This window comes from Paenibacillus chungangensis, from assembly GCF_042675905.1.
In the GTDB taxonomy this organism is placed as follows: domain Bacteria; phylum Bacillota; class Bacilli; order Paenibacillales; family Paenibacillaceae; genus Pristimantibacillus; species Pristimantibacillus chungangensis.
In genome coordinates, this window is sequence record NZ_JBHTJZ010000004.1 from 57907 (window position 1) to 84516 (window position 26610).

The following is a 26610-nucleotide window of genomic DNA, read 5'->3' on the forward strand; positions in this document are numbered from 1 at the left end:
GTTGCGTTTGAGCAAGAAGAGGAATATTATCCAGACTACGTGTTCGGTTTTGGAACCGATGAAGATGAAGGAGAAGATAGCGATGAAAAATTATGATGATGAGTTCCTCTACGCATTAGAACTGGAGGATACTTTGCCTGGAACTACAGAAGCCCAGAAGGAAGCGAACGTCCATAGACGGAGGCTATACCTGCACCTCATGAATAAGAAACCGAATGATGTGAAGTCTATATATACGGATTTATCTCAGGAAATGCACATGAACAGAGCATTAAATCCGTCATACCGATTATCTGTATCGGACTTGATGTAGTAATGAAGATGAGCCAACCTAGATAGGCTGGCCCCATAATAAAACTTAATTGCTTTCAATCAGATGGACTACGTCAGCGATCTTGCTGTCCATCGCATCTTTTACTGCTCGGAATACTTCTATTTCTGAAAGACCTTCTGTGACTAATAATGCCCTCAATTTGGCGGCAATTTCTTCTTGCTCCTGCTTTGATAGCTGTGCGACATAAACCGCTTTGCCCATAGAACTCAAATCCTCTCTGTAAGCTGTGTTTACAATTGTACCATACGATTAATACGGCACTTAAGCAGAGCCAATCACTAATGGACTGGCTCCGTAATACTCTATTAATTCCTGCGATACACTTCTTCCGCTTCCTCCTCTGAGACGAGATCAAAATAGCTGTACATAATGGCTTCGAGACGCTTAAGCTCCTCATGACTCATTCCCATTTTCTTAGCTGTGAGAAGTGCGTATCCAATTGCTGCTGCGTTAGTCATAGTAAAATTCCTCCATGAATTTGATTTTGTATGCATAGAACTGCGTAAGATGAGAACGTGCGAACACAATTGCGAGCGAAGCGAGCCTAACGACACAGCCGAAGGCTTTAATATAGAAGGGAGCCAGCATATTAGGACGACTCCCAAATTAAAAAAGCAACTTAGATTAATCCCTGTTCTTTCATGCTTACGTACCTGTGATGCCCAACGATAACATGATCTAGAACGCTTATTCCACAAACCTCGCCTGCCTCTACTAACCGTTTAGTAAGTTGTATATCTTCAGGACTAGGCGTTGGATCGCCCGATGGATGCTGATGAGCGAGAATTATTGAGGCGGCAGAGCGGCGTATACTGGCCTTCATTACTTCCCTAGGATGTACAATTGCAGCCGAAAGTGAACCAATAGAAATGACCTCACGACCAACAATCCCGTTCTTGGTATTAAGGAAAATAACGATGAAGTGTTCCCGCTGTTCGTACATGAAGTCATCCTTAAGGTAGTCATACGCATCCTGCGGACTTCTGATTATTTGAGGACTTAACTGTGGCTTTGAAAGCTCCTTAGCAAATTGGAGAGAAGCCACGATAGTCCGAGCTTTCGCTGGTCCAATTCCTGGAATTAGCAGAAGATCAGACTCCGACACGTTGAGTAGCGCAGGTATAGTCGAATAGCGAGAGAAGATTTCCTCAACGATGTAGCCCTCTGCTTTCTCCCTGATGGTGTCTGCAAACAATGTTTTCAATGTAAGATTGGACATACGTTTAACCTCCAATGGTTTGATAGGGATAAACAAAATAGAGAGCCAGCCGAAGCCGCTCCCTTGAACACGAATAGATATTGAGTTATCATTTAATCGAATGAGGTGTTATGGGCGGTCGCTTTCGCTGAGCGGCCGTTTTGCTTTGTCTTGCAATTCTACGATCTCCATTTCCGTTTTCACGAGCATTGCCAGGCAACTGAGATACTGCCTTCCCTCTGAGCATCGGAGCGATACCTTACCATTCAGGCTCTTCCTGACGCGTTGTAGAGCCGCTTTGCGCTCATGTAACTTTGTCATTGGAGAATTCCCTCCCTTCTCAAATGGCTCGATTTAAACGCTTTAGATGCCGTTCTAACTGCTTAGGATTATACTTAATGAAGTAGGCGCGTACATACCGATTAGCTAGTTCCTCATCGATCTTCCATAAACGTTGGAAGTATACTTCGAGGACACGAGCCGCCATCACCAATTGATTCTGCATGACAAGCTGACGGAGAAGAGTGTCCATCTCTTCAGCTATCTGCCGTTTCTCCACGTTTGATCGCCTCCATATGATTGTTGATAGTATCCTGCCAGTGCAACATTCCACGCACAAATTCCAGCAAGCATACGGTGAATGGGTAATCCTTACTGAGAAGATCAGAATGTTTCAGCTCAAGCTGTTCAAAAGCTCTACTTAACAGAATTAATGCTGTTGTTGCCTGATCTATCCGCTCTTGAAATTCCTCCATGCCACTCCCTCCCTCTAGCCTGAATCTCACGACGGCCTGTACTGGTTCTCTGTCAAACAAAAAAAGGACTCCCGCTATTGCCTGTCGCGGCAATAAACAGTAGTCCTATCGATTCTTGATTTTCTTCCTAAGTACCTGATTGGCCTTCTTTGACCATACATTTCCATATTGATTCCTGCACCATATCGAATGCTCTGTCCAAATGATACGCCTAATCTCATCAATGTCTTCTAGACCGAGACGATACAGACGATGGTACAGTGCATTCACCACGTAATTCCAAGGCGATAGTGGACCGCTGTCATAGTGAATTTGTTCATATCCAATGAAGATGACTACAACAATGCCGTATGCATCGAAACGTACGTCTTCGTTGACCTCTGTACCTTTGTAATCATTGTAGTATCCTGGATAAAGCATGCTTGTACGGTAGAACTGATACTGAACGTTTCCACTGGTTTGCGTGTGTAGGATTTGCTTGGTCATGCCGAATCACTCCTCATTCTGGTTAATGTTGATGTTTCGCCGTTCCAGTTCCGTTTGCAGCAGTCGGATAAAGGCCTCATCCAACTCTAGTTCCTTTGAGGCTCTAAAGACATTAAGCAATTGCCGATCTGAGAATGATTTTAAACCTTCTAACATTTTCTCCACCTCCTTACGTAGTGGGCGTCCTCTCACAGCCCGTGGTTATCTCTGTCATGCCGTTGAAACGCAAAAAGGCTCTGTCGCTCATCCCATTGAGATAAGCAACAGAGCCTATATATGCTTGTGTGACTAGCTAAACAGTGCCTTCAACATTTGCAACGCCTTTCGTTGTTCCTCTGCACTTCTGCCCTCCAATAGCTTCATGATCTGAATAAGTACGGTATTGTCGATTCTGGACTTGGATTCATCGATATTATGGAATAGATCGCTGTAAGAGACTTGTAAGGCGTTCAAAATGTTATCCAAGCTTTCAATAGTCCAGTTCGTTCGCCCAGACTCCAATTTGGTTATATAGGAAGGATGTACATCCGCTTCGTGTGCCACATCCTCTTGTGTCCTGCCCTGATGATTCCTAAAGCCTTGAAGCCGTTGTCCAATAGCAATCTTAATCTTCTGGACATCTTTGTTTTTTCTAGCCATCCTCTCACCTCTCTACTTCAAACAGTAGTGGAAGCACTAGGAAGCGTCGAAACATTATAATGCAGATTATCCGATTAACAAACCAATATAATGCATGTTATAATCTGAAAGTGCAATATAGGCAATGGGACGCAGTATAAATGAACTATCAAATAGCAGTAAGACCTGTCGCATAGATTGTTCTAATGTAAGCTATCAGAAGAATATTGGAAAGTGAGGTGGCAACATGATTGGAGCAGGATTAATAGCAGGAATCGTTATCGTTGGCGCAATGATGATCTTCGGCAAAGGTGTCGGCGAAAAGCTAAAGTATGGTTGTCTGTTCTTCATCTTAGTTCTCATAGTGCTTGGGCTAGTCGCTGTGAGTTTGCTTCAAGGTTTATAGTCACGATCTTAGCCTCTCTGAGAACAATGGGGGGGGCGGTTTGAAACGTTTCCAAGCGGTAATAAGACATATTAGATCGCCTGGACAAATCACAAAAAATCAGACCCCTATTAGAAGAATCTTCACAGCGAATAGGATATTGGAGGTAAGATTCATGCGTAAACATGTCAAGATTATTAGATCGTTATGCGCGGCAGTTGTTCTCTGTACAGTAATAAGTGCTTGTACCTCTGCACCAGAGGACACTCTTGAAGGATACGATTACAGAGGAGTAGGAATTGGCGATACCAAAAAGGCTGTGATTAATGCCATTGGTGATCCCAATGATATTGACGAAGATGAAGGCGGGGTATACTCCAGTATTGGTTATACAGATTCGGAGTTCATCTTAAAGGACGAAAAGGTCATAGCAATGTTAATACGGAATGGATATACGCTGCCGAGCGGTGTAATGGTGGATGACTCACTCTCTACAGCTATCGAAGAGATTGGAGAAGATAAACTATTTCAAGAACCCGATGATCCCGCGACTGTGTTTCAACTGCTAGAAGATGGACTTCTCATTGCTCTTTCATTCATCGAAAAGGAAGGCGAGCTATATGATGATAGCACAATTGATTCTATAATAATTGCTAATGCGGAGGAAATGCTTAGGTACAAGGGCTTAGACTTTACTGAGTTTAAGAATGATTTAATACCCGTTCAATTTAACCAGCGATTTGCAACAAATGAAACAGAAACTCAGGCGCAGATCAACGCCGATGATGATTCAACTGTATTGGATATCTTAGTTGGCTTCTGGGCTACAGAAGATGGAGCATCTTACTTTGATTTCTCAAAATCAACGGACACTAAGTTTACAATGTCAGTCTGTACTAACGGGATGGTAGGACAATATACAGGGGATATAACGCTTAACGGTTTCGAATTGCTTTCAGTGATGATAGATAATTCTGCGGAAGGTGCTCCTAACTATATCGAGAATTTTGAAATAACGGAAGATGGCCTTGTAGTTAGAGAGTATCCAGTAAGCCAAACACAGTTGTTGAGCCCGAGTACAGAGGAACAATTCATAAGCTGTAGCAACGCTGTCCAACCTGGTCAGAGTGAGATTGAATATTCGCAGGAATTCTATGGTAGATGGGTTCCAGTCGATGCCTTAGAAGATAGTAGTATTTATATAGAGTTGGATGAGTGGGACAGAGGAGTTCTAGAGTTCAGTAACGAAGGCGAGTCGCTCAGCTACATGATTTATGCATCGTCACGCTCAGAACAAGAAACGATAGTTGAATACGAAGACGAGGCAGGAACTATTCATGAGGTTTCATTGTCAATACAGAATGATATTCTACACATGACGATTGATTCTGAATACATTGGGGCATATGAAAAATTTCATTGAGTTAAGACTTGTTGTAAACCAGGAGGAAATTTACAATGTCAGAAGTTGTTGCGAGCATACGTAGAAGAAAAGTGCAAATTAGCGTTGTGGTTGCTGTTTTAGTGGTAATCATCATTATCATGAGTTTTTCCTCATTGAAATTAGATGGATTCAGCATCCAAGGAGTCAAGCTGGGCGATTCGTACGATAAGATTGAGAAGAAGCTTGGAGTAGCTCAAGATAAGTTCAGTGGCCGTCGTTACACCTATGACGGAGTTGAGTTTAGTGCCGACGATAGCGGGAAGATTGATAACATTCGTATATGGGGCACGGATTACAGAACTGACAAAAAACTTGGAGTCGGCAGCACACTAGCCGAGATCGTAGACCAATACGGGAAAGACAAGTTGCGGATGACTTATGGTGATGTATATGTACGTTTGAATAAGATCCAGATGATTATGTTCAACATGGCAGCATACGATAGCAGTGATCTGTATGACACGACCATCGTGAAGAGTATGGAGGTCAGATCGTTAGGGGATCGATACCGTGATAGCTGGGACTCGATGAGTCCATTGGAATTCCAACCTGAGTCCTAGCAATAAGAGAGAGCGCCCAACGAGGCGCTTTTCTCTTTATTATATATAGGAGAAAATCTTTTATTGTCGAATCATATTATTATAGTGGAAATTTTAGCGGATTGAAGGTGGGCGGGAAATGCAAGTGAAATACTTTGGGATCATTATCGATCACAAAGAGAAAAGGATAATATACGGCGAATGGGGATTAATTGCTAAGATTGAAAATTTCACTGGATTAACGGCAAGACAGTATACCTCAATCCATGGATATAGGTCTGATCTCGATCATGCCATAGAGGAATGGCACGGCTGGTGGAAATACGATGTTGTAACTGCCGAACTTGTATGGAGCCAGCTATCCCCACTTTATGAGGCCAGATTAGCCGAATTGAAAAAACGAGGAATTCATATCGATCGTTACTGGTGAAGTATATGTGTCCTTAATCAATCAATGTCCAACTGATTGCATATGTATTAACTTGAATATGATTCGTAGGAACCAGGAGCGCTCTTAGAAGCGCTCTTTTATTTCCAGTTGGCAGGAGAAAGGTCATACAAAGTCGAAATTTAATTGTTAATGATAATGCGCAAGTAATAGGTGAGAATAAATTTTAGCGAGAGTGGTGGTGCTTTGAGTTATTTACATGGCTCTTTATTTGAAGAAGATTATTTGTTGCGCACTTTAGGGGCTCTCGCTAATTCACCAGATATAGCTTTGACCGAGTTAGTTGCTAATGCATGGGATGCTGGATCTTCTAAAGTAAACATAACGATTCCTGATGAATTTTTTGGGGAACTCGTTGTTTCAGATAATGGAACGGGATTAACTCCAGAAGATTTTAGGCTCAGATGGATGACGCTTGGTTATAATCGCTTGAAACACCAAGGAGATACAGTGAATTTTCCTCAAGAAAATTTGATCGGTTATAGGCGGGCATTTGGCAGGAATGGTGTAGGACGACATGGAATGCTCTGTTTCTCCGATGAATATATAGTTGAGACCGTTCATGAAAATGGGCAAGGATCAAGGTTTATCGTGTCGGTATCGAGCGGGCAGCAACCCTTTACCCTCGTGCATGAAGAGTCATTTGAAGGGGATCAACATGGAACCACTCTGAGAGCAAAAGTTGAACGGAATTTACCTGATTCAGAGGTTATACGCGAACTACTATCGGCCAGATTTATGCAGGATCCAAGGTTTCAAGTCACTGTAAATGGAGCCTCAATTGAGCTGATGCAACATAAGGGCCTGATCGATTCTAAAGAAATTATAGTGGATGAGAATGTAAAGTTAAGGCTGATTGTCATAGATTCATCGAAAACAGCAAAAACTGCTCGTCAACATGGAGTTGCATTTTGGGTGGGTAACAGACTTGTTGGTGAGCCGAGTTGGACGCTAGGAGATTATTCGATTGACGGAAGAACCAATTTTGCGAAGCGCCATACTATCGTTGTAACGACTGATGATTTATTCGATGCGGTCTTGCCAGATTGGTCTGCCTTCAAGAAATGGACAATTATTGATGATGTCTATCGAATTGTTGCTTCGCACATCGAGTCTTTGTATAAGCACTCAATGAGAGAGAAAATCCAAGAGACTCAACAAGCAGTACTGTATCAACATCGGACAGAGCTTTCTCAATTACATACTTTGGGCAGAGTTGAAGTCTCGCAATTCGTTGAACAATTGACCGAAGAGCAACCAACCATTAATCAAGAGCACCTTTCAGCTGCGGTCCAGGCTGTTATTCGACTCGAAAAATCGAGAAGTGGAGCGAGCTTAATCCAGAAGCTTTCTATGTTATCTGATGAAGATGTCGATGGATTAAATCGGTTACTAGACGATTGGAGCGTTAAAGATGCGTTGGTTGTCCTAGATGAAATCGATAAACGTCTCCTTGTTGTTGAAGCTTTAGGTAGATTTTCTAAAGATCCCTCTACAGATGAACTCAAGACCTTACATCCATTGGTTCTACAGGCCAGATGGTTATTTGGACCAGAGTTTGATTCGCCGCATTATACATCTAATGTTTCGCTGGCTTCAGCGATGAATAAGTTATTCCAAAAGAAAGTGCATAAGGAATCATTTTATAATTCACGGAATCGTCCTGATATAATAATATTGGAGAATGCGACACTATCTGCCGTTTGCTCTGAAGAGTTTGATGATGATAGTGCACTGTCGAAAATGAAGCGAATACTCATTATTGAATTAAAGCGTGGCGGCTTCGCAATTGGACGAAATGAGATGGATCAGGCTAATCATTATGTCGAGGATCTTCTCAATTCGGGGCATTTAAGCGGAAGTCCTTTCATTAACGCATATGTCGTTGGTCACGAAATCGACTCAAAGATTACACGTATTCGAAAAGTTGGAGATAATCCAGAGAGGGGCCGCATTGAAGCAAGCACCTTTGGGCAATTGGTTAGTACTGCAAATCAACGTCTTATGCGGCTCAAGGATCAATTGAATGATCGGTATAAAGGATATACAGATGCAACAATTGTTCAAAAGGTATTAGATGAACCCCATCAAGTCGATATTTTTGATGACACGGAATCTGCGTAATGATGGATCGTAGTATTTGACCAAGCAGTAATTACAGATAATGAAAATCTGGAGGCATTATGAGCACACTTACTCTACAACAATTAGAATCGCACTTATGGGAATCGGCCAATATTCTGCGTGGTAGCATTGATTCCTCAGACTATAAAAATTACATCTTCGGCATGCTGTTTCTTAAGCGGCTGAATGACGTATTTGTCGAAACCGCTAAGCGCATCGAGACGGAAGAAGGAGACGACTACGGCTGGTACGACCGCGACGAGCATCAGTTCTTCGTACCTGAACGTGCACGTTGGGATCACATACAGACACAGACGCAAGACATTGGAGACGCGATCAATAAGGCTTTTGAAGCGCTTGAGGAAGAGAATGCATCGCTGCAAGGGGTACTTGCTACCATCGACTTCAACGATAAAGAGAAGCTGCCAGACAAGCTCCTGCAGCGTCTGATTCAACACTTCTCGGCAATTGATCTCGCTAACGGCAACTTATCTGAGCCCGACATGCTTGGCCGCGCTTATGAATACCTCATCAAACAGTTCGCCGACGATGCAGGGAAGAAGGGCGGAGAATTCTATACGCCGAGCAAAGTCGTAGAACTGATCGTTAAGCTGATCAAGCCAGAAGAAGGCATGCGCGTCTGCGATCCTACGGTCGGATCAGGCGGTATGCTTATACAATCTGTCGATTACATAAAGTCCAAAGGTGGCAATCCACGCAATCTAACCCTTCATGGTCAAGAGCGCAACCTCAACACTTGGGCAATTTGTAAAATGAACCTCCTTCTGCATGGACTTAGTGACCATTGGATTGCAAAAGGTGATACGATCCGTGAACCTAAGCTGCTTGAAGATGGCGAGCTTATTCTGTATGACCGTGTAATCGCGAATCCTCCATTCAGTTTAAGTAACTGGGGGCGTGAAGAAGCAGAAGCGGATACGCTTGGCCGTTTCCGTTTTGGTATTCCGCCTAAGGACAAAGGCGACCTTGCATTCGTACAGCACATGGTAGCAACGCTTAATCATGAAGGTAAGGCTGGCGTCGTTATGCCGCACGGTATTCTGTTCCGCGGCGGTGTGGAAGCGGCAATTCGCAAAGGACTACTAGAAGAAGAGGATGGCTTAATTGAAGCAGTAATCGGTCTTCCATCAAACCTCTTTTATGGAACGGGGATTCCAGCTTGTATTATGATTCTAAACCGTAACAAAGCAGCAGAGCGGAAGGGGCAAGTTCAAATTATTAATGGTGCTGGGGACTACCAAGACGGTAAGAATCAGAACTTTCTGCGTGACCAGGATATAGAGAAGATTGTATCGGCATACGACAAATGGGAAGATCAGGAGAAGTATTGCCGAGTGGTCAATATTAAGGAGATCCGTGAGAACGACTATAACCTTAACATCGCTCGCTACATTGATTCGGCTGATGAAGAAGAGCTAATTGATGTGGAGGAGGCGTTGGCTGAGTTACGTCGACTGGAGGAAGAAAGAAATGCGATTGAAACTAAGATGCTCGGTTTCTTAAAGGAGTTGGGCTACGGTGCATAAGGAGTGGGCAACATCTAAACTCGGAGATATATGTGAGTTCTTAGATGGACGACGTAAACCTGTTAAAAAAGCTGATCGTGAAAAGATGAAAGGTGATATACCGTATTACGGGGCAACAGGCATAGTTGACTGGGTGGACAGTTATTTATTTAATGAATCGTTAGTACTATTGGGCGAAGATGGTGAAAACTTACGTTCGAGGGTTCTCCCAATGGCATTTAAAGTAGAAGGGAAGAGTTGGGTTAATAACCATGCACATGTTATTCGACCTAGTTCGGAAATAGATATTGATTTTCTCGTTCAATATCTTAATAGCCTAGATTATGAACCATTTATCACTGGGTCTGCACAGCCAAAGTTAAACCAGAACGTCTGTAAGAAAATTCCCGTTAATATCCCTTCTTTTTCTGAACAACTCAAAATCGCTAATATCCTCACCTCCGTCGATAATGCCATCTCCAAAACCGAAGCCATCATTGAACAAACGGAGAAGGTCAAGAAGGGGCTCATGCAGCAACTTCTTACCAAGGGGATTAGACATACGAAGTTCAAGCAGACTGAGATTGGAGAGATTCCTGAAGAGTGGGATATTGGCACTCTGAGAGATTATTCAGACCATATAACAAAGGGAGCAACGCCTACAACATACGGTTTTGACTGGACTGATGCAGGCATACTCTTTTTAAGAAATGAATGCATTAAAGACACAGGATTAACATTGAGTGGATCAAGTTTCATTTCAGCTGAAGCGCATCAAGCTATGAAGCGATCTATTGTTAAACATGGTGATATTCTAATCACGATAACTGGCAACCTGGGTCAGACTTGTATATTTGATAGTGAACATAAAGAGGCAAATATTAATCAACATATCGCCAGGATACGAATTGTTGATGATACGCTAAATCCTTTATTCATTAATTACTTCCTAAACTCTGAGCCTATGAGGCAAATGTATGGGTTAATTAAAACAGGATTAGCATATCCACAATTGAGTCTGAAACAGGTTCAAGAAATAAGAGTACCAATTCCAACTAAAGAAGAACAACTTGCGATAGTTGAAGTGCTATCAAGAGTCGATCAAAAGGTAAGTGTGGAAAGTAACAAACGTCAGCATCTAGAAAAATTAAAAAAGGGGCTTATGCAATCCCTCCTAACAGGAAAAGTCCGAGTCAAAGTCGACGATCCAGAGGCGGTGACCACATGACCTCAACAAGCGAGTGGAACGAGAAGCATCTTGTTGAGAACAGACTAATCGAGCAACTCAAAGAAATGGGCTATGAGCATATTCATGGCCCTTCTTTAGATGTGGAGCGGGAGTCAACTCGTGCGGTCATCCTTAATGATCGTCTAACCCGAGCGCTTAAGCGTCTTAATCCTTGGATTAATGCAACCAACCTCAACAAGATCGTACGTAGCATCACCTACATAGAAGCAACGAGCCCGATGGAAGCCAATGAAGCGTTTCATAACATACTTGTGAACTATACATATATCCTGCAGGATATGGGAAAAGGAAAGAAGAACCAAACGGTCAAGATAGTCGATTTTGACTATCCGTCTAGCAATGAATTCCTCATCGTTGATCAGTTCAGCATCAGCGATGCCAGAGGCACCATTCGTCCAGATCTGCTCGTCTATGTAAATGGGATACCGCTTGTCGTCATCGAATGCAAGAGTCCAATCGTGGCCGTAGACGAACAGATTGGCAAAGCTGTCAAGCAACTGAGAAGGTACCAGAATCAATGTGAACATCTATTCCACTATAATCAGTTCATGATCGCAACTAGCAACGACCGAGCAAAAGCAGGTACCATAGGTGCGCAGCTTAAGCATTTTGGAGATTGGAAAGATCCATATCCGTTAACGTCACCCGAAGTAGGTGACCACCCAACGACTCAAGATGTACTTGTTGCGGGCATGCTCTCAAAAGCTAATTTGCTTGATCTCATCCAGAATTTCATCGTCTTCGAGCCTGAGAATGGTCGTATGATCAAGAAGCTCTCCCGTTACCAGCAGTTCCGTGCGGTCAATAAAACGATTAACCGCTTAATGACGACCAAGTCTCCTCGTGAACGTGGTGGGGTTGTGTGGCATACGCAGGGCAGCGGTAAATCTCTTACGATGCTATATCTAGCTGTTAAGCTGCGCCGCATCGAAGCTCTTAAAAACCCTAGCATCGTCATTGTAACCGACCGATCAGACTTGGATGATCAGATTACGAAGACGTTCCGACGCTGTGGCTTTGCCAATCCGCAACAGGCTTCAAGTGTCGCTCAGCTTAAGGAACTGCTGAGGCAAGGTCCAGGCTCAACCGTCATGACTCTCGTACAGAAGTTTCAAACGAGTAACGAGGAAGACAAGTTCCCTGAGCTCTCCGATGCTGAGAATATCATCGTCATGGTCGACGAGAGCCATCGTTCGCAGTATAAAGGCCTCGCAATGAACATGCGCACAGGGCTTCCGAATGCCTGTTATTTGGGCTTTACAGGAACGCCAATCGATAAGGAAGATAAGAGTACAACGCGTACATTTGGCCCTTATATCGACAAATACACGATTGAACAAGCGGTGGATGACGGTGCAACTGTTCCGATATTTTACGAAGCGAGATTGACACAACTCCATGTTGAGGGCGAAACGCTCGATCAACTGTTTGATCGCAAGTTCCGTGAATATGACGCAGATACGCGAGAGCGGATCATGAAGAAGTACGCAACGGAAGAAGTGGTTATAGCATCGCCCAAACGTATCGAGCAGATTGTGCTCGACATCATCAAACATTATGAAACCCATATCATGCCTAATGGCTTTAAAGCGCAAATTGTTGCAGTCACACGCGAGGCAGCCGTCATGTACAAGGAGAAGCTGGACGAGTTAAGTGATCTGGAATCAGCTGTCGTGTTCTCATCAGGAACAGACGACAAGGAGCACCTTAAGAGGCACCACATCAGCAAAGATGACGAGAAGGCCATCATTGCCCGTTTTAAGAAACCCTTGTCCGAGGATAAGCTGGCTTTCATAATCGTCTGCGATAAGCTGCTTACGGGCTTTGATGCGCCAATAGAACAGGTTATGTACCTGGATAAACCTCTGAAGGAGCATAACCTGCTTCAAGCAATCGCCAGAACGAACCGAACTTATGAGAAGAAGGATTACGGACTGATTGTTGATTACTTCGGTGTGTCACGCTTCTTAGAGAAGGCATTGGCAATTTTCTCTAAGCAGGATATCCAAGGTGCTCTAATGCCCATGGACAGCGAGATTCCGCGATTACAGACGCGGCATAGGGCTGCGATGAAGTTCTTTGACTACATTCGCAAAGAGGATGTGGAGTCATGTATCCAAGTGTTGGAGCCAGAGGATGTTAGACAACAGTTCGAGTTGGTATTCAAGCGGTTTGCATCAAGCATGGACATGATTATGCCTAATCCGAAAGCTCAGCCTTATGTGAGTGATCTTCAATTCCTGGGCAAAGTTCGTCAACTTGCGAAGTCTCGTTATCGTGAGGAGAGCATGGATATATCGGACTGTGGGGAGAAGGTAAAGCAACTAATTGCGGAGCATATGCGGGCTTCATCTGTGGAGATTTTACACGATCCCATCGACATCTTATCCAGTAAGTTTGAGAAAAAGGTTAATGAGCTTAATAGTCCCGAAGCAAAAGCTTCTGAGATGGAACATGCGATTCGCCACGAGATCAGGGTCAAGATTCAAGAAAACCCCGTGTACTATACTTCGTTGAAAGAAAAGCTGGAGAAGCTCATCGAGGCCCGTAAACAGCTTCAGATGGACATTGTGGAGTATGCTGAACAGCTTCGAGGGATCATTGAAGGAATGAGGGATACCGCTAACAAGAGCCAAATCCAAGGCCTGACAAGGGAGCAGTATCCGTTTTACCAGATGTTGGAGAAATATTTCGCTTCCGAGGGTGATCAAGAAGTATTGAGGGACTTAACGCTAATCATTACTGAGAAGATTATGGAACAAACGGTTGTCGAATGGACCTACAAGGATGATGTAAAGCGGGAGATGAGGAAGAAAATCAAGCAACAGCTTCGCGTAACGAAATGTCCAAAAGATCAGTTGGAGGAGCTGACTCAGAAGCTAATGGCACTAGCGGAAGTACACTATAGGAAGTGAGGCTTAAGAAATGGCAGAGGCACAAAAAAACTTTAACAGACATAAGGAAAGTTCATCTGAAGATCTTCGTTCAAAGTTCGATTCCTTTGTTAGGGACAAAGATGCTACGGAGAAAATGATAACGGATTACCTCAATGCAGTTAATCCATCCGCCAAAGCTCTAATAGAAGCATTAAAGGCATTTGGCGAATCACAAAAAGAATCTACATTAAAAGTTCAGGATCTTCTCAAGCAGGCGATGGCCATTTTAGAGAAAGAACTAGATAGAGATTTGACTGAAACACAAAGGGATAATGTCTATAAACTTATATTAGAAATCTTAAAGGAGGCTCGACTAGAAGCTCAAGATAACCGCTCCTTTAATACCAGATTGTTAGCATTCGGCGGGGGAGCACTTCTTGTTTTAGTTGGTGGTAGTATCTATCTAGCATCAAACGGTAAGAAAAAAGATGCGATTGTTAAAGGCGTTCAAATGTTGCTTAGAAGATAGTCACAACGTTAGTGTTGGGCCATGGATTCGAAGCCATTCTTTGCGTTCATCGTAATCAGGTAAGATTGAACGCACAAACTGCCAGAAGTCTGCGGAGTGGTTAGGATATTTTAAATGTCCCATCTCATGAACCAGAACGTAATCAATGACCTTCATTGGGGCCATCATGATGCGCCAGTTGATGTATATGGACTTATCCGCGGCGCATGAACCCCAACGCATCTTCTGGTCCTTAAGCTGCAGTTTAGAAGGGGACACGCCCATCTTGGGAACGTATAGCTGCAGACGCTCGTTTAACTTCACTTGTCCGTGCTGCATGTACCAGTTCATAAAAAGAGGACGGAATATTGCTGGCAGCTCATCATTGGATAGCTTGGAAGAGATGGAGACTTTGAAACGTCCCTGTTGAAACATTAGAGTTGGGGTGATGTCCGCATTTTCCTTCTCAACCTTAAGGCGGTAGGATCTGCCGATATAGAGGAACTTCTCGCCGCTGACGTATTCTTTGGGCTTCGCTGGCATTGTAATCTCTTCAAACTCATACCATTTGCTCATGATCCAAGGAGCTTTCTTATGCAGTACGTCTTGTAAGCTAGATGAGTCAATTGCAGGCGGAGAAACAATTTTGACACCGTCAATCCAGTCTACGGTTATGAGAATGTTCTTGGCTTCTGAGTTGTGTTCTAAGGTGTATTCAATCGTTGTGTTTCCGTATTGAAACTCAGGCATTGGGAAAATTCCTCCTGCTGATCGTCTTCTGTCTATTTAGAGAATTGCTTATGGTTCCTCTATTATACTAAAAAATAAAAACCATGGTCAGTATAACGAGGTGAGATGGTGCTTTGTTTGAAGAGAATAAACGAATTTTCAGAGAATATCTGATATGAAGCGGATGGGACAGTTAAACCTTAGTGCGATAGTTTTTTGCTAAGAAGTGATGCGCTATGAATTATATTGAATAACTTCTTACCATCTAGTATAATTTGAAGGACATCAGACCTCTTTGTGCTACCAGAAATAACAGAATCAAAAGGGGAACGAACCTATGAGTAAGTACACAGTAATGTTTCATGAGGAATACGATGAGTCTATTAAACAACAATTGTTAGATAGTAATGCAACTATAAATTATGAGGATGATTTCCTCAAAGATTTTGTGGTAATAGAGACTGAGGATATAAACAAAATTAGGGCGCTCAGTATTGTTAAAGGAATTGAAGATATAGCTGTATTCTCACTGTTGGATATCCCCAAAGCTCAGTCTCATAAAATGAAGACAGTGCCGACTCCTATTATTGACACTTCGCTTTTAACTAACCAAGGTCGATATGGACTGGGCGTTAAAGTCGCAGTCATTGATTCAGGTTACACTCCAGAGGCTAATGGATCTATAGAAGCTGCTGAAAATTTCACATCGGCAGTTACAACTGAGGATTCACTTGGTCACGGAACTATCGTTATAACCCTTTTAAAAACCTACGCTCCTGTTGCAAAGATATATTCTGCTAAGGTTTCTATTAATGATAACGATATAGACGAAGAGTATGTTTATCGTGCTCTTAAATGGATTAGATCACTTGACGATGTCAAAGTTATCAATATGTCAATTGGTGTTGAGAGAGATTGCCAAGGACTATGTAACTTGTCTAGAGTTATAAATAAGATGGTTGATCAAGGATATGTAATTGTAGCAGCTGTAGGGAACACAGGTGGCCTTACTCATTGTCCTGCTTGCTCTGAAAAAGCAATTTCCGTGGGTGCCTTGAATAGAGCTGGTGATAATGTGGCATCCTTTAGTTGTAAGGGGCATACAAATAGTACCAAGCCAGATTTATTGACTTCAGGCTACGGTATAACACAATATCAAGGGATAACTAGTGATTATCACGGTACTTCGTTTGCCGCCCCAATTGTAGCTGGGATTGTAGGTGCTAACGTCAGCATGATTAAAGATACCCAAAATGTGAAACAATATTTAATGATGAGCTGTGACCCGATCTTAAACGTAAGGTCAAGTAAGCAGGGAGCGGGGAAATTAAACCTCTCTAAGTTATTGGAGGTAATTAGCTATGAGGAAGAAAATAATACTTAACATTACCGAGATGGATAAGGTTTATTTGCTCGAAAAGTATGGACGCATAACTTATGTTGATGAGTTTATTGATGTTGTCTTCTTAGAGATTGAAGAAAAGCTTATTCCTTCCATAATTAAGTTGCCGTTTGTTTCGGGAATTGAAGAGAGTGGGAAAGGCTCATTGTTACTGGTTTAAGTCCTTCTTACCTAGATGAGGGCCCAACTTTAGTGGGATACGCCGTCACATCTCCGCCTGGGGTGTGCTGAAGAAGACAATCAGGCTGACCTGAACGGAAGCTGGTTACGAAGCGTCTGCTCAGGTGACATCAAATTCGTGACTACACCCGTAGAAAGCCGTGTGGCGTGATCTTCGGACAGGGGTTCAAATCCCCTCGCCTCCACCAAACCTATCAGAGGAGACACCGTGTCAGGTGTCTTTTTTGTATTTAACCTGAATTACGAAAGTGCATAAGTACAAGCTTCTCCTAAAAGCGGAATAGGAAATATCATCCAGTTGTGGCGGGGGTTTTTTAACAAGCTTAGACTCTTTGTAGAAATTGCAGACAACTTCCCCCTCCCCACATGAAGGGGCAACGGAGTTTCCAAGACTTATTTTGGAATTATCGATCATTCCAATAAAATACTTTTCCGTTCTATTTGAAGCCATGCCCATCGGTTTTGGAATGATTCAGCCAACTTCAAGGTGAATTTGCGACCGCTTCGAACGAGCGCACCAGCACAATGGATAAACTCCCGACGAAAACGCTGGATGGTAATTGATCGATGAATCGGATCGCAACATTGAAGCTTGAAGCGCTCGAACAGATTGTAAGCCATCAGCTTCAGCAAGAGATCCATCTCATTCGCAGCAAAGGATTGTGTTGCGATACGGTGGATTGCAAAACCGTTTTTTCCTTCTTTGATGTAGTTTTCCATGCAGCAGCGTTGGTTATAGAATCGCCATACGTCGATGGCTTCCCAGCTTTCTGTTGTGACCATCGCTTCATATTGCCAGAACGTATCCAGCTCAAGCAGTGGATGATCATCAGCGTAACACTGCATCTTTCGAATAACAGCCACACGCCGTGTCTTGTTCCAAGTGCTTGCTTTGTAGCACAGAACAATCCCTTCGATGATCCAATCCTCATCAACGAAGCGTATCCAGTGTTTGCATTCACGTACTTGCTGGGCAAGGCGACCGGTCCATTTTAATTTGCCGACATACCCGATTTGATGGGATTCCCAGAAGTCATAAAAGTCTTCTCCGCCGAAACCCTTGTCGAACCGAATGTAGTGAACCTTCCGTGAATCGAGCAGGTTCAGCGTTTCTTTCACAAAGGGAAGGACATCTGTCGAGCTGCCGGTGTTGCCAGAGCGGAGTACGGCGTTGACAAGCATCCTAGACTGGCCTTCATACACGAGCAAGGGATGGTAATTTTTTCGTCCCCGCTTGTGGCTATTGACGCCAACCTCCGCACCTTGCTGATTGCCATACACAGTCTCAACGGTGGAGTCCAGATCGAGAATGAGCGTGTCCGGTAACGCTGGCGCAATGATATCTACATTCAGTTTTCGGAGTGCTGGAGCCAGTTGATCGTGTGCTCCGCCAAGCCGAAGCAACTCCTTGTTTAACAACGTGTGGTGAGGCAAACGGCCACCTAGGGCATGCTTCACTAAAGCATCGCCTTGAAGTGATCGAAAGTGAAAAATACGTTCGCAGCCCAGGAGCCAGCCAATGATAAGGTACTGGATAATGTGGTGAGTAGGGAAAACTGCGTTTGCGGCTTTGGCTAAGCCAAGCGTCTGTAATCCTTGATTCAAATGAATTGTTTCAAGGAATGCTAGAATAACCTTGGCACCTGCAAAATTTGTAGCATTTCTCATAGAAAATTCCGTTTTCAAATTAGCGATTCTTGTGGTAAACTTCACCTTAAAGGTGCTCCTCTCTTTTGGGTGATGTGTTCTCGACAAACACTATTCTACCAAAGATCAGGGCACTTTTTTTATTTTTTATGAGACGTTACTTTCGTAATTCAGGTTTAAAGAGAATATTTTCGTTAAGTTATGAGTACACTACATAGTGTACATTATGTACATAATTTAGTACAATGGAGGTGAGGGGGGATAAACATGCAAACGGTTTTGAATGCAACAGACGTAAGAGCCAATTTTGGTGGGTTTATTGATACCATCGTAAGAGAGAAGCCTCAAGCCATTAAGAGGAATAGGGATGTTATTATGGCATTCTCTAAACAGCAATTGAAGGAATTATTGTCCGTATATGAATTAACATTTGAATATGATCAGGATGAAGATGGCAGATATGCTGGATCAATTGAACAAATAGAGGACATAGTTGCTGACGGCGAGTCTCTCGAAGAACTTAGGAGTGAATTGGCACGACAACTAGTTGAATATGCAGTAGACTATGAGAATAATTATTCACAATATTACAATACTCCCAATAGACATAAACATTCACCATATGTCTTGCGTGTCTTGTTAGAAGATGATATTGATGCGGTCTCTAGGATGTTCCATGCCTAGCTGGAGTGATCTAGAGAGCTTTTTAAGACGCGATGGTTGGGTTATGATAAGGCAAACGGGTAGAGATAAAATTTATCAGAAGACTTTACCAAATGGGGAAGTATTACGCTCAGCAGTATCCAAAGGTACTGGTGAGATTGGTAAAGGATTATTTAATCGCATACTGAAACAGCAGTTGCGTGTAGATAAAGAATACTTTAATTCAATAAAATAGGATTATGATAACGGGGCGTTCGCTTGGGTGACATCAAAACTGTGACTACACCCACCGCGAAGCGCAGCTGTGTGGCGTGATCTTCGGACAGGGGTTCAAATCCCCTCGTCTCCACCAGTATTAAAACCATCCGCATGAGGATGGTTTTTTGTGTCTTATAATCTGGGGATCAGTAAAATCTTCGGCAATCACATATATAATTAGCATGGCGAGCATTGACAACATCTAATCGCTATTGGTAGGATACACCTAATATTCTAATCGAACTTAACTGGAGAGATACAACGATGAAAAGATTAGCGCAAAGATTCTCCCGGAGCTCTATCCGTACTCGTCTTTTTTTGCTAGTGACTATTATTTTAATCGCTTCTTTCACAACAGTGAACCTTCAACAAGAAAAAAGAATAACCTCGATTATTCAGGGGGAAGCGCTGGAGAAGGCGAAATCGGACTTGCAAACGGGAATGGAGATCATTCATCTCAAGTATCCAGGGGAATGGCGTGTAGATGGGGAAAATCTATATAAAGGTGATATGCTGATTAATAATAATGATGATATTGTAGATCAATTAGGCACACTAACGAACGGGAATACGGTCACGCTATTTCTAGGCGATACAAGGATAGCGACAAATGTTCTAGCGGACGGGAAACGGGCTATAGGTACAAAGGTATCGACAATCGTTGCGGAAAAAGTACTTAAAGAAGGCCAGCTTTTCTTAGGACAAGCGAACGTCGTAGGGCATACGTACCAAACCGCCTATATGCCGCTCAAGGATGCTGAGGGTAAAATTATTGGTATTTTATATATGGGCGCTCCCGACTCGAGTGAGCGTATTGTCCAAATCCAGCAAGATATTACGATCAAGACATTTGTGAGCGGCTCTATTATTATAGTTATCGCGTTACTTTTGTTTTACGGATTTACATATCCAATGATGAAACGGATACAGAGCTCTGTGAGATTGTTACGGACGATTGCCAGCGGAGACCTGACTTCTGAGCAGAAGCCGACGAAGAACAAGGATGAAACGGGGCTTTTATTGGAGTCTGCCTATCAGATGTCCACGGAGCTTAGGACGGTTCTAGCGCATGTCAATGAGGCTTCATCGCTCGTTGCGCACTCTTCACAGGAGTTGTATGCAAGCACGGAACAAATGAGTCAAGCGACAGAACAGACGAACTTGGCCATTCAGCAGATTGCAATGGGATCTGAGACACAAATGTCCGGCATTATGCGTTCTAACGAAGCGGTTCAGGAAGTGTCGAGAGGGATGGATCAGGCGGCTCATGCCATACAAGCAATGGCCCAATACGCCTCTTCTGCTCGCAATCATGCAACATTGGGTATACAAGTGGCTGATCAGACCATCGAACGAATGTCTTCGGCGCAACAAATCGTCGAGGATGCAGCCAGCGCGATGCAAGGTTTAGAGGAGAAATCGAAGGAAATTCACCAGATTGTTGAGGTTATTACACGGATAGCGAGCCAGACCAACATCTTAGCTCTGAATGCATCAATAGAGGCTGTTCGGGCAGGAGAGCATGGCAGGGGATTTGCGGTCGTAGCCACTGAGGTGCGAAAGTTAGCCGAAGAATCGATGAAATCGGCAGAATTAATTGGCGGGCTGATCGCTAAGGTTCAAGCGGAATCCAAACGAGCTGCGCTTGCCATGAATAAGGGGAAGCAGGTTGTTGGAGATGGACTGAACCAGGCACGGCAATCGGGTGTCGCTTTCGATGAAATTTCCCATACGATCACTGAAGTTTCGTCGCATTCTCAAGAGGTATCGGCAATTATAGAGCAAGTGCATGCCCGAACCTATGAAACGGTAAACACCATGGAACAAATGGCTCAAATTGTACAGCAATTTGCTCAAGGTACGCACAGCGTTGCGGCCTCGGCTGAGGAGTTAAACGCGTCGAGCGAAGAAATATCGACTTCCTCTGCCAACTTAGGTCAAATGGCCAAAGAGCTTCGGAAGGTAGTCGGTAAATTTAAAGTCGTTTAACATACCATTATGAAAGCCCAGCTCATGAGAGCTGGGCTTTGTGCTGGCAGCTCGGGATTGTAAAAGGATAAGAAAATCAAATGTTTGAATCAAAAGGACAAGCAACAAGTGCTGAAGTTAGTGTGATGATAAGACGACTTATCGATCTTTTGACGAATTAGATAAATCATATGTGCTATAATACGGATATTCGAAATATCTAATTTATGTTAGAGAGGATTAAAAAGAATGAAGCTTATTTACTCCGGAAAAACAAAAGATGTCTATGAATTGGACAATGGCGATTATCAGTTGAAGTTTAAAGATGATGTAACGGGTGAGAATGGTGTATTCGATCCTGGTGCGAACACAGTTGGATTGGTGATGGAGGGTGCGGGTCGGGCGGGTCTCAGCCTAACCAAACACTTTTTTGAGAAATTAAAGGCTGCGGGAATTCCTACTCACTACATTGATGCGAATATTGAAGAAGCGACGATGACGGTTATGCCTGCTACTGTATTCGGCAAAGGACTTGAGGTGATATGTCGTTATCGAGCAGTAGGTAGCTTCTTGCGCCGCTATGGCTTGTATGCACAGGAGGGACAGAGCCTGGACGCTTTCGTAGAAGTGACGCTAAAGGATGATGACCGCCTGGACCCGCCGATTAGTAAGTCAGCACTTGAGATGCTAGGTATACTGTCGGCTAATGAGTATGATACGCTTGAGACGCTGACGAAGCAAATTAGCCAAGTAGTGAAGGACGAGCTAAGCGACAAGGGAATTGAGCTGTATGATATTAAATTGGAGTTCGGCAGAGTTAAAAAAGACAATGCGGTCGTACTCATCGATGAAATATCCGGGGGCAATATGAGAGCCTATAAGAATGGTGTCTACATTGAGCCACTGGAACTGGAGAAATTAATGTTGTCCTGATGGAAGCGGAATAAGGCTAGGCACTAAGACAATAAAGCAACCTATTCGAGCGATAAGTCATAGACTTTGCTCGAATAGGTTTTTAATTATGTGATGGAGGGAATGGGATGCATACAAGACAAAGCTTAATTCACCAGCTTGAGAACGCGGGAATTGATGGGAAAGGGACTTTACTCATGCACTCGTCCATGAAAAGCATTGGCGAGGTGGAGGGGGGCGCAGACACCGTTCTGGATGCTTTGTCTGATTATATGCAAGAAGGGCTGCTCGTGTTGCCGACGCATACCTGGTCTTCTATTAACGCTGATAATCCTAAGTTTTACGTAGAGTCGTCACCCGTATGTGTCGGAATTCTGCCTGAACGATTTCGTCAACGTCCCGGTGTTCATCGTTCTTACCATCCGACCCACTCGATAGCGGCATTGGGGCGGGAGGCAGCCGCGTTCGCAGAAGGTGATGAGCGATTTGATACGCCCTGCCATCGGGAGTCGGCGTGGGGGAAGCTACTGGATCGGAAGGCAACCATATTGCTCGTGGGTGTGGACTTGCGGAGAAATACATTTATCCACGGCATCGAAGAGTGGGCGGATATTCCAGGTCGGCTGACTGAGGGTCATGAGGAGCTGTACACTGTTCTTGGAGACGGTACAGAAATGAGGGTGCCATCCCGCAGGCACCACGGATTATCCTGGTCAGAACATTTCTGGAAGGTTGAGAAGCTGCTTGAGAAGCAGGGAGCAATCTATCGTGCTCAGCTAGGCGATGCAGAGATGTGGGTATGCGATACAGTGCAAATGACGGAGATCCTTACAGACATGCTGCGGCATAATCCCAACTTGTTCTCAGATAATGAGCCTTTAATTGAATAATATAGGGTAGCTCGCTCCTTCTTTAATTGTAGATTGGAAGTACATCCTGTCAAAGATGGTTCTTAGCTCTTCGCGGTAAGTATTGTTTTCCCGATTCTAATCGCATTCATTTACAATAAACAATAACAATACTATAATGGAGGAAATAACCGTTTTTAAGTTTTATTATAGGAGATTATATCCCCCATAATAAAAAATAGACGCCAGCATTATATTTTTACTTAGGAGGAGTTAAGCATGCGCCAGCCCATTATTCTATCCCTTAAAGGTGGATTGATCGTATCATGCCAAGCAACAGAGGAGGAGGAGTTTTACGGCGAAGGATTGATGAAGCGGTTTGCAATAGCTGCTGAACGAAGTGGAGCAGTAGGGATTCGAGCGAATACGCCTCAAGATATTCGGGATATTAGAGAACATGTCAAGCTTCCCATAATTGGTCTATGGAAAAGAGAATACTCGGATTCGGAAGTCTATATTACACCTACTATTACAGAGGTGAGAGCTGTCATAGCAGCAGGAGCCGACATTGTGGCGCTGGATGGGACTTTGCGCAATAGGCCGCAGGGAGAAACATTGGCAGATGTTGTAAATGAAATCAAAACCAACTCTTCGGCCCTTGTTATGGCTGATATTTCCACTGTAGAAGAAGGGATTGCCGCAGAACAGCTTGGTTGTGATCTTCTTTCTACGACTTTGTCAGGCTATACGTCATATAGCCCTCAGCAAAAGGATCCAGACTTTCAATTGGTGACAGAGCTGAGCAAGCGAGTTAAAATTCCTGTATTGGCAGAAGGCCGAATTCAATCTCCTGAGCAGGCGCTGCATTGCTTGCAGCAAGGAGCTTATGCAGTTGTAGTAGGCGGTGCAATTACCAGACCGCACCAGATTGCCAAACGATATGTAGACATGATTGCAACTGCGCGATAAAGTTTGGATTCATATGAGGGCGTTTTTTTCAACGCTTGAAGCAAGCTATTTCCAATTGGAGTCGCAATTAGACAGAAAGGTGTGATGCGGATGTCCGGCAAGATTGCAATTGGTATTGATATTGGCGGAACCAATATTAAGGCGGGGGCGGTCAATGATAAAGGTGAAGTTGTAGTAAGAGCCACCTTGCCTACAGAAGCGCAGCGGGGTGGGGAAGCGCTGCTTGCGCGAATCGTTGCGATCAGCAATGAACTAATTTCGTCTACGGAAGCCAAGGGCTTCAAGTGCATCGGTGTCGGCATCGGATCGGCGGGACAAATTGATGTGAAGAATGGAGCGGTAGCTGGAGCAACATCGAATCTACCGGGCTGGGCTGGCATACAAGTCGTGTCCAGATTGCAAGAGCAGATCAATCTTCCTGTTGTGCTGGACAATGATGCCAATGCATTGGCGTACGGCGAAGCTTGGGTTGGAGCGGGCAAGGGCTGGCGAGATTTTGTTTGTATTACATTGGGCACCGGAATTGGCGGATGCTTCATACACGAAGGGCAGCCTTATCACGGACATTCAGGTTTTGCCGGAGAGTTCGGCCATCATGTCATCAAGTACGGAGGGCGTAGCTGCAATTGCGGTCGAAGCGGCTGCTGGGAGCAATATGCTTCGGTCACCGCGTTAATGAAAATGGTCAATGAACAGGCCGGCGATCGATTGGAAGAGTTTCCTTCTGCTGAAGTGGTTTTCGCCAAAGCCAGAAACGGGGATGAATTCGCTTTGCGGATGGTAGAAAACTATGCGGAGTATATTGCTGCAGGTCTATCCAACTTCATTCATATTTTCAATCCGAATGGGATTGTTATCGGCGGCGCTGTGACGGCCCAAGGGGATTTCCTGTTTGACCGCATTCTTCATTTTGTTGAGAGAAGTGTAATGCGTGTATACAACGATGAGAAGAATCCGATCCAAATCTTGCCCGCCTTATTAGGAGAGGATGCCGGTATTGTCGGTTCTGCCGCCCCTTTATATTCTAGCGTCATTCGTTAAAGGTTATAATAGAACTTAGTATAAACCCGGTAATCAAACCGCTGGAACGAAAGGGGATTGCGCTTGTCTCAAATGCAAGGAATGGGCAAAACGATGTTAAATATTCGCAGTCACATGAATGGACTGACGAAGACAGAGCAAAAAGTGGCGCAATATATTTTGGATCATGCCGATGAAACCATTTATTATTCTGTTACAGAGCTTGCAGAAAAGGTCGGTGTCGGCGAAACGTCAGTGCTGCGTTTTTGCCGGAAGCTAAAATATTCCGGTTTTCAAGACTTTAAGCTGTCTCTTGCCCAGGATCTAGTTATGCCGACAGAGCAATTGCACAAGGAAGTGGCGGAAGAGGATGCTCCAGGTGCGCTAAGCCAGAAAATAATTGCTACACACATGCAAATATTGGAGCAGACGAGAGAGTTAATACATGAAGAGCAACTAAGCAAGGCGATAGACACACTAGTGGAGGCGTCAGGTATTTATTTTTTCGGGGTCGGCACTTCGGGTCTTATTGCGACACAAGCGGCACATAGCTTTATGAGAATCGGTAAGTCAAGCAGCGCTCATACTGACTCCCATTTCCAAGCGATGCAAGCGTCGCTGATAGGGAAGGGCGATGTTGCCGTGGGTATTTCTATAACGGGCAGTACAAAAGATACGATTGAAAATTTAGAAAGAGCTAAACATACTGGCGCCAAAATTATCGCTATTACCAGCAATGCCCGTTCGCCAATTACGAAAGTGGCCGATATTATTCTAATTATGGCAGCATGGGAAAATCCCCTTCAAGGAAGCTCGCTGGCAGCTAAAATTTCTCAGCTTGCTGTTATTGACATATTAAACGTAGCTGTAGCGCTTAAAACTAAGGATGAAGCTTTGAAATACAGGGAAATGACAGCGAAAGCCACTTCGAGTAAATTGTACTAACGAACCGGGCCAGGCATACAGGCGCCTATGTGAAAGATGTTAGCATGGGTCGCTTCAAGCCCCCTCCTATTGTGAATAAAATCACATACAAAGCAGGGAACAGGAATTAAAATGAAAGTATAACTAGAGATACTTAAGGAGTGAAACTCATGATGAATACATACAAAGACGACAAACTAACGAAGTTCCTTCTTCATCACTGTTATACTTGTGACCGGGGGCATGAGTGTATGACCGAAGAAATGACGATCGCTTGTATGAAAGAGAAGCAAGCCAATGCAGCATGTATGAAAGAGAAACAAATGAAAGATGCATGCAAGACACCGCAAGAAGAAGTGCGTGAGTTGCTGCGATGGTACGAGCAAGCTTAGGTATGATGGGGTTATGGATTTTTTGCTGGTAATATTGCCATCATGATTGATGCGTTCATTCAAGAAACCAATGAAGAAAAGCCCGGCCGGATCTCTGGTCGGGTTTTTTACATTTGGCGGCTACAATAGCTCTGTGATGGACTGTTGAAGAATTTCATGTGAATAGCAAACTAGTGGTGGAGGTAAAATGATAGTATGATAATGGTAG

General features: G+C 43.8%; 32 protein-coding genes. 21 read left to right on the forward strand and 11 right to left on the reverse strand.

Going from position 1 to position 26610, the window contains the following annotated elements; all coding sequences use genetic code 11:
- The first annotated feature begins 82 nt into the window (after nucleotides 1-82).
- Nucleotides 83-313, forward strand: coding sequence for a hypothetical protein (locus tag ACFQ2I_RS01045; RefSeq protein WP_377561594.1), 231 nt, complete (start codon nucleotides 83-85; stop codon nucleotides 311-313).
- A gap of 45 nt (nucleotides 314-358) precedes the next feature.
- On the opposite strand, the gene ACFQ2I_RS01050 is transcribed toward ACFQ2I_RS01045, so the two are convergent.
- The 9 genes from ACFQ2I_RS01050 to ACFQ2I_RS01090 all read right to left on the reverse strand — a co-directional run bounded on the left by ACFQ2I_RS01050 (nucleotide 359) and on the right by ACFQ2I_RS01090 (nucleotide 3412).
- Entirely contained in the window at nucleotides 359-535 is a 177-nt protein-coding gene (locus ACFQ2I_RS01050; RefSeq protein WP_377561595.1) for a hypothetical protein, read from the reverse strand.
- A gap of 104 nt (nucleotides 536-639) precedes the next feature.
- Nucleotides 640-792 (reverse strand): hypothetical protein, encoded by a 153-nt coding sequence (locus tag ACFQ2I_RS01055; protein ID WP_377561596.1) that lies wholly within the window; start codon nucleotides 790-792, stop codon nucleotides 640-642.
- Nucleotides 793-953: 161 nt separating this feature from the next.
- Entirely contained in the window at nucleotides 954-1553 is a 600-nt protein-coding gene (gene radC, locus ACFQ2I_RS01060; RefSeq protein WP_377561597.1) for a RadC family protein, read from the reverse strand.
- A 108-nt stretch (nucleotides 1554-1661) separates the two neighbouring features.
- Nucleotides 1662-1853, reverse strand: a complete 192-nt coding sequence (locus tag ACFQ2I_RS01065; RefSeq protein ID WP_377561598.1) for a hypothetical protein — start codon at nucleotides 1851-1853, stop codon at nucleotides 1662-1664.
- Nucleotides 1854-1872: 19 nt separating this feature from the next.
- Nucleotides 1873-2091: a hypothetical protein gene (locus ACFQ2I_RS01070; RefSeq protein WP_377561599.1), complete on the reverse strand. Its 219-nt coding sequence runs from the start codon at nucleotides 2089-2091 to the stop codon at nucleotides 1873-1875.
- A complete protein-coding gene (locus tag ACFQ2I_RS01075) occupies nucleotides 2069-2287 on the reverse strand; it encodes a hypothetical protein (protein ID WP_377561600.1) in 219 nt (72 codons plus the stop codon). Before ACFQ2I_RS01075 ends, ACFQ2I_RS01070 begins: the two co-directional genes overlap by 23 nt.
- Before the next feature lie 105 nt (nucleotides 2288-2392).
- Nucleotides 2393-2773 carry a hypothetical protein gene (locus ACFQ2I_RS01080; protein ID WP_377561601.1) on the reverse strand — a complete coding sequence of 127 codons (381 nt, stop codon included), beginning with the start codon at nucleotides 2771-2773 and terminating at the stop codon, nucleotides 2393-2395.
- Between the two features lie 6 nt (nucleotides 2774-2779).
- On the reverse strand, nucleotides 2780-2929 hold the full coding sequence (gene sda / locus ACFQ2I_RS01085; protein ID WP_377561602.1) for a sporulation histidine kinase inhibitor Sda: 150 nt from the start codon (nucleotides 2927-2929) through the stop codon (nucleotides 2780-2782).
- Nucleotides 2930-3061: 132 nt separating this feature from the next.
- Nucleotides 3062-3412 (reverse strand): helix-turn-helix domain-containing protein, encoded by a 351-nt coding sequence (locus ACFQ2I_RS01090; RefSeq protein ID WP_377561603.1) that lies wholly within the window; start codon nucleotides 3410-3412, stop codon nucleotides 3062-3064.
- 226 nt (nucleotides 3413-3638) lie between these two features.
- On the opposite strand from ACFQ2I_RS01090, the gene ACFQ2I_RS01095 reads away from it, so the two are divergent.
- The 9 genes from ACFQ2I_RS01095 to ACFQ2I_RS01135 all read left to right on the forward strand — a co-directional run bounded on the left by ACFQ2I_RS01095 (nucleotide 3639) and on the right by ACFQ2I_RS01135 (nucleotide 14511).
- Nucleotides 3639-3797, forward strand: a complete 159-nt coding sequence (locus tag ACFQ2I_RS01095; RefSeq protein ID WP_377561604.1) for a hypothetical protein — start codon at nucleotides 3639-3641, stop codon at nucleotides 3795-3797.
- A 154-nt stretch (nucleotides 3798-3951) separates the two neighbouring features.
- A complete protein-coding gene (locus ACFQ2I_RS01100; RefSeq protein ID WP_377561605.1) occupies nucleotides 3952-5199 on the forward strand; it encodes a hypothetical protein in 1248 nt (415 codons plus the stop codon).
- 35 nt (nucleotides 5200-5234) lie between these two features.
- Nucleotides 5235-5780: a hypothetical protein gene (locus ACFQ2I_RS01105; RefSeq protein WP_377561606.1), complete on the forward strand. Its 546-nt coding sequence runs from the start codon at nucleotides 5235-5237 to the stop codon at nucleotides 5778-5780.
- A gap of 118 nt (nucleotides 5781-5898) precedes the next feature.
- Nucleotides 5899-6189, forward strand: a complete 291-nt coding sequence (locus ACFQ2I_RS01110) for a hypothetical protein (RefSeq protein ID WP_377561608.1) — start codon at nucleotides 5899-5901, stop codon at nucleotides 6187-6189.
- Between the two features lie 204 nt (nucleotides 6190-6393).
- Nucleotides 6394-8331, forward strand: coding sequence for an ATP-binding protein (locus ACFQ2I_RS01115; RefSeq protein ID WP_377561609.1), 1938 nt, complete (start codon nucleotides 6394-6396; stop codon nucleotides 8329-8331).
- A gap of 59 nt (nucleotides 8332-8390) precedes the next feature.
- Nucleotides 8391-9878 carry a type I restriction-modification system subunit M gene (locus ACFQ2I_RS01120; RefSeq protein WP_377561610.1) on the forward strand — a complete coding sequence of 496 codons (1488 nt, stop codon included), beginning with the start codon at nucleotides 8391-8393 and terminating at the stop codon, nucleotides 9876-9878.
- Nucleotides 9871-11085 (forward strand): restriction endonuclease subunit S, encoded by a 1215-nt coding sequence (locus ACFQ2I_RS01125; RefSeq protein ID WP_377561612.1) that lies wholly within the window; start codon nucleotides 9871-9873, stop codon nucleotides 11083-11085. Before ACFQ2I_RS01120 ends, ACFQ2I_RS01125 begins: the two co-directional genes overlap by 8 nt.
- Nucleotides 11082-14021: a type I restriction endonuclease subunit R gene (locus tag ACFQ2I_RS01130; RefSeq protein WP_377561614.1), complete on the forward strand. Its 2940-nt coding sequence runs from the start codon at nucleotides 11082-11084 to the stop codon at nucleotides 14019-14021. Before ACFQ2I_RS01125 ends, ACFQ2I_RS01130 begins: the two co-directional genes overlap by 4 nt.
- 10 nt (nucleotides 14022-14031) lie before the next feature.
- Entirely contained in the window at nucleotides 14032-14511 is a 480-nt protein-coding gene (locus ACFQ2I_RS01135) for a hypothetical protein (RefSeq protein WP_377561615.1), read from the forward strand.
- Here ACFQ2I_RS01135 and ACFQ2I_RS01140 read toward each other — a convergent pair whose 3' ends face one another.
- Nucleotides 14512-15240 (reverse strand): M48 family metallopeptidase, encoded by a 729-nt coding sequence (locus tag ACFQ2I_RS01140; protein ID WP_377561616.1) that lies wholly within the window; start codon nucleotides 15238-15240, stop codon nucleotides 14512-14514.
- A 316-nt stretch (nucleotides 15241-15556) separates the two neighbouring features.
- Between ACFQ2I_RS01140 and ACFQ2I_RS01145 the strand changes: the two genes are divergently transcribed.
- Entirely contained in the window at nucleotides 15557-16603 is a 1047-nt protein-coding gene (locus ACFQ2I_RS01145; protein ID WP_449290075.1) for a S8 family peptidase, read from the forward strand.
- Nucleotides 16581-16781 carry a hypothetical protein gene (locus ACFQ2I_RS23850; RefSeq protein ID WP_449290076.1) on the forward strand — a complete coding sequence of 67 codons (201 nt, stop codon included), beginning with the start codon at nucleotides 16581-16583 and terminating at the stop codon, nucleotides 16779-16781. The genes ACFQ2I_RS01145 and ACFQ2I_RS23850 overlap by 23 nt, the downstream gene beginning before the upstream one ends.
- A gap of 431 nt (nucleotides 16782-17212) precedes the next feature.
- Here ACFQ2I_RS23850 and ACFQ2I_RS01155 read toward each other — a convergent pair whose 3' ends face one another.
- Nucleotides 17213-18514: an IS1380 family transposase gene (locus ACFQ2I_RS01155; RefSeq protein ID WP_377561618.1), complete on the reverse strand. Its 1302-nt coding sequence runs from the start codon at nucleotides 18512-18514 to the stop codon at nucleotides 17213-17215.
- A gap of 201 nt (nucleotides 18515-18715) precedes the next feature.
- On the opposite strand from ACFQ2I_RS01155, the gene ACFQ2I_RS01160 reads away from it, so the two are divergent.
- The 9 genes from ACFQ2I_RS01160 (at nucleotide 18716) to ACFQ2I_RS01200 (ending at nucleotide 26402) form a co-directional block, all read left to right on the forward strand.
- A complete protein-coding gene (locus ACFQ2I_RS01160; RefSeq protein WP_377561619.1) occupies nucleotides 18716-19132 on the forward strand; it encodes a hypothetical protein in 417 nt (138 codons plus the stop codon).
- Complete coding sequence (locus ACFQ2I_RS01165; protein ID WP_377561620.1) at nucleotides 19125-19346, forward strand: type II toxin-antitoxin system HicA family toxin; 222 nt, start codon at nucleotides 19125-19127, stop codon at nucleotides 19344-19346. Before ACFQ2I_RS01160 ends, ACFQ2I_RS01165 begins: the two co-directional genes overlap by 8 nt.
- A gap of 287 nt (nucleotides 19347-19633) precedes the next feature.
- Complete coding sequence (locus tag ACFQ2I_RS01170) at nucleotides 19634-21358, forward strand: methyl-accepting chemotaxis protein (RefSeq protein WP_377561621.1); 1725 nt, start codon at nucleotides 19634-19636, stop codon at nucleotides 21356-21358.
- 228 nt (nucleotides 21359-21586) lie between these two features.
- The gene (locus ACFQ2I_RS01175; RefSeq protein WP_377561622.1) at nucleotides 21587-22270 is read left to right on the forward strand and encodes a phosphoribosylaminoimidazolesuccinocarboxamide synthase; all 684 of its coding nucleotides are present in this window, start codon (nucleotides 21587-21589) and stop codon (nucleotides 22268-22270) included.
- Nucleotides 22271-22377: 107 nt separating this feature from the next.
- A complete protein-coding gene (locus tag ACFQ2I_RS01180; protein WP_377561623.1) occupies nucleotides 22378-23139 on the forward strand; it encodes an AAC(3) family N-acetyltransferase in 762 nt (253 codons plus the stop codon).
- A gap of 237 nt (nucleotides 23140-23376) precedes the next feature.
- A complete protein-coding gene (locus tag ACFQ2I_RS01185; protein ID WP_377561624.1) occupies nucleotides 23377-24066 on the forward strand; it encodes an N-acetylmannosamine-6-phosphate 2-epimerase in 690 nt (229 codons plus the stop codon).
- Between the two features lie 90 nt (nucleotides 24067-24156).
- Nucleotides 24157-25107 carry an ROK family protein gene (locus ACFQ2I_RS01190; RefSeq protein WP_377561625.1) on the forward strand — a complete coding sequence of 317 codons (951 nt, stop codon included), beginning with the start codon at nucleotides 24157-24159 and terminating at the stop codon, nucleotides 25105-25107.
- 72 nt (nucleotides 25108-25179) lie between these two features.
- Nucleotides 25180-26031, forward strand: a complete 852-nt coding sequence (locus tag ACFQ2I_RS01195) for a MurR/RpiR family transcriptional regulator (protein WP_377561933.1) — start codon at nucleotides 25180-25182, stop codon at nucleotides 26029-26031.
- A 149-nt stretch (nucleotides 26032-26180) separates the two neighbouring features.
- Nucleotides 26181-26402, forward strand: a complete 222-nt coding sequence (locus tag ACFQ2I_RS01200; RefSeq protein ID WP_377561626.1) for a hypothetical protein — start codon at nucleotides 26181-26183, stop codon at nucleotides 26400-26402.
- Nucleotides 26403-26610: the final 208 nt, after the last annotated feature.

Coding starts and splice junctions, on each gene's coding strand:
- ACFQ2I_RS01050 (WP_377561595.1), bottom strand. CDS start 535: ATGGGCAAAGCGGTTTATGTCGCACAGCTATCAAAGCAGGAGCAAGAA.
- ACFQ2I_RS01110 (WP_377561608.1), top strand. CDS start 5,899: ATGCAAGTGAAATACTTTGGGATCATTATCGATCACAAAGAGAAAAGG.
- ACFQ2I_RS01130 (WP_377561614.1), top strand. CDS start 11,082: ATGACCTCAACAAGCGAGTGGAACGAGAAGCATCTTGTTGAGAACAGA.
- ACFQ2I_RS01065 (WP_377561598.1), bottom strand. CDS start 1,853: ATGACAAAGTTACATGAGCGCAAAGCGGCTCTACAACGCGTCAGGAAG.
- ACFQ2I_RS01090 (WP_377561603.1), bottom strand. CDS start 3,412: ATGGCTAGAAAAAACAAAGATGTCCAGAAGATTAAGATTGCTATTGGA.
- ACFQ2I_RS01200 (WP_377561626.1), top strand. CDS start 26,181: ATGATGAATACATACAAAGACGACAAACTAACGAAGTTCCTTCTTCAT.
- ACFQ2I_RS23850 (WP_449290076.1), top strand. CDS start 16,581: ATGAGGAAGAAAATAATACTTAACATTACCGAGATGGATAAGGTTTAT.
- ACFQ2I_RS01120 (WP_377561610.1), top strand. CDS start 8,391: ATGAGCACACTTACTCTACAACAATTAGAATCGCACTTATGGGAATCG.
- ACFQ2I_RS01075 (WP_377561600.1), bottom strand. CDS start 2,287: ATGGAGGAATTTCAAGAGCGGATAGATCAGGCAACAACAGCATTAATT.
- ACFQ2I_RS01080 (WP_377561601.1), bottom strand. CDS start 2,773: ATGACCAAGCAAATCCTACACACGCAAACCAGTGGAAACGTTCAGTAT.
- ACFQ2I_RS01165 (WP_377561620.1), top strand. CDS start 19,125: ATGCCTAGCTGGAGTGATCTAGAGAGCTTTTTAAGACGCGATGGTTGG.
- ACFQ2I_RS01170 (WP_377561621.1), top strand. CDS start 19,634: ATGAAAAGATTAGCGCAAAGATTCTCCCGGAGCTCTATCCGTACTCGT.
- ACFQ2I_RS01140 (WP_377561616.1), bottom strand. CDS start 15,240: ATGCCTGAGTTTCAATACGGAAACACAACGATTGAATACACCTTAGAA.
- ACFQ2I_RS01180 (WP_377561623.1), top strand. CDS start 22,378: ATGCATACAAGACAAAGCTTAATTCACCAGCTTGAGAACGCGGGAATT.
- ACFQ2I_RS01145 (WP_449290075.1), top strand. CDS start 15,557: ATGAGTAAGTACACAGTAATGTTTCATGAGGAATACGATGAGTCTATT.
- ACFQ2I_RS01135 (WP_377561615.1), top strand. CDS start 14,032: ATGGCAGAGGCACAAAAAAACTTTAACAGACATAAGGAAAGTTCATCT.
- ACFQ2I_RS01095 (WP_377561604.1), top strand. CDS start 3,639: ATGATTGGAGCAGGATTAATAGCAGGAATCGTTATCGTTGGCGCAATG.
- sda (WP_377561602.1), bottom strand. CDS start 2,929: ATGTTAGAAGGTTTAAAATCATTCTCAGATCGGCAATTGCTTAATGTC.
- ACFQ2I_RS01190 (WP_377561625.1), top strand. CDS start 24,157: ATGTCCGGCAAGATTGCAATTGGTATTGATATTGGCGGAACCAATATT.
- ACFQ2I_RS01160 (WP_377561619.1), top strand. CDS start 18,716: ATGCAAACGGTTTTGAATGCAACAGACGTAAGAGCCAATTTTGGTGGG.
- ACFQ2I_RS01055 (WP_377561596.1), bottom strand. CDS start 792: ATGACTAACGCAGCAGCAATTGGATACGCACTTCTCACAGCTAAGAAA.
- ACFQ2I_RS01185 (WP_377561624.1), top strand. CDS start 23,377: ATGCGCCAGCCCATTATTCTATCCCTTAAAGGTGGATTGATCGTATCA.
- ACFQ2I_RS01105 (WP_377561606.1), top strand. CDS start 5,235: ATGTCAGAAGTTGTTGCGAGCATACGTAGAAGAAAAGTGCAAATTAGC.
- ACFQ2I_RS01195 (WP_377561933.1), top strand. CDS start 25,180: ATGCAAGGAATGGGCAAAACGATGTTAAATATTCGCAGTCACATGAAT.
- ACFQ2I_RS01100 (WP_377561605.1), top strand. CDS start 3,952: ATGCGTAAACATGTCAAGATTATTAGATCGTTATGCGCGGCAGTTGTT.
- ACFQ2I_RS01045 (WP_377561594.1), top strand. CDS start 83: ATGAAAAATTATGATGATGAGTTCCTCTACGCATTAGAACTGGAGGAT.
- ACFQ2I_RS01175 (WP_377561622.1), top strand. CDS start 21,587: ATGAAGCTTATTTACTCCGGAAAAACAAAAGATGTCTATGAATTGGAC.
- radC (WP_377561597.1), bottom strand. CDS start 1,553: ATGTCCAATCTTACATTGAAAACATTGTTTGCAGACACCATCAGGGAG.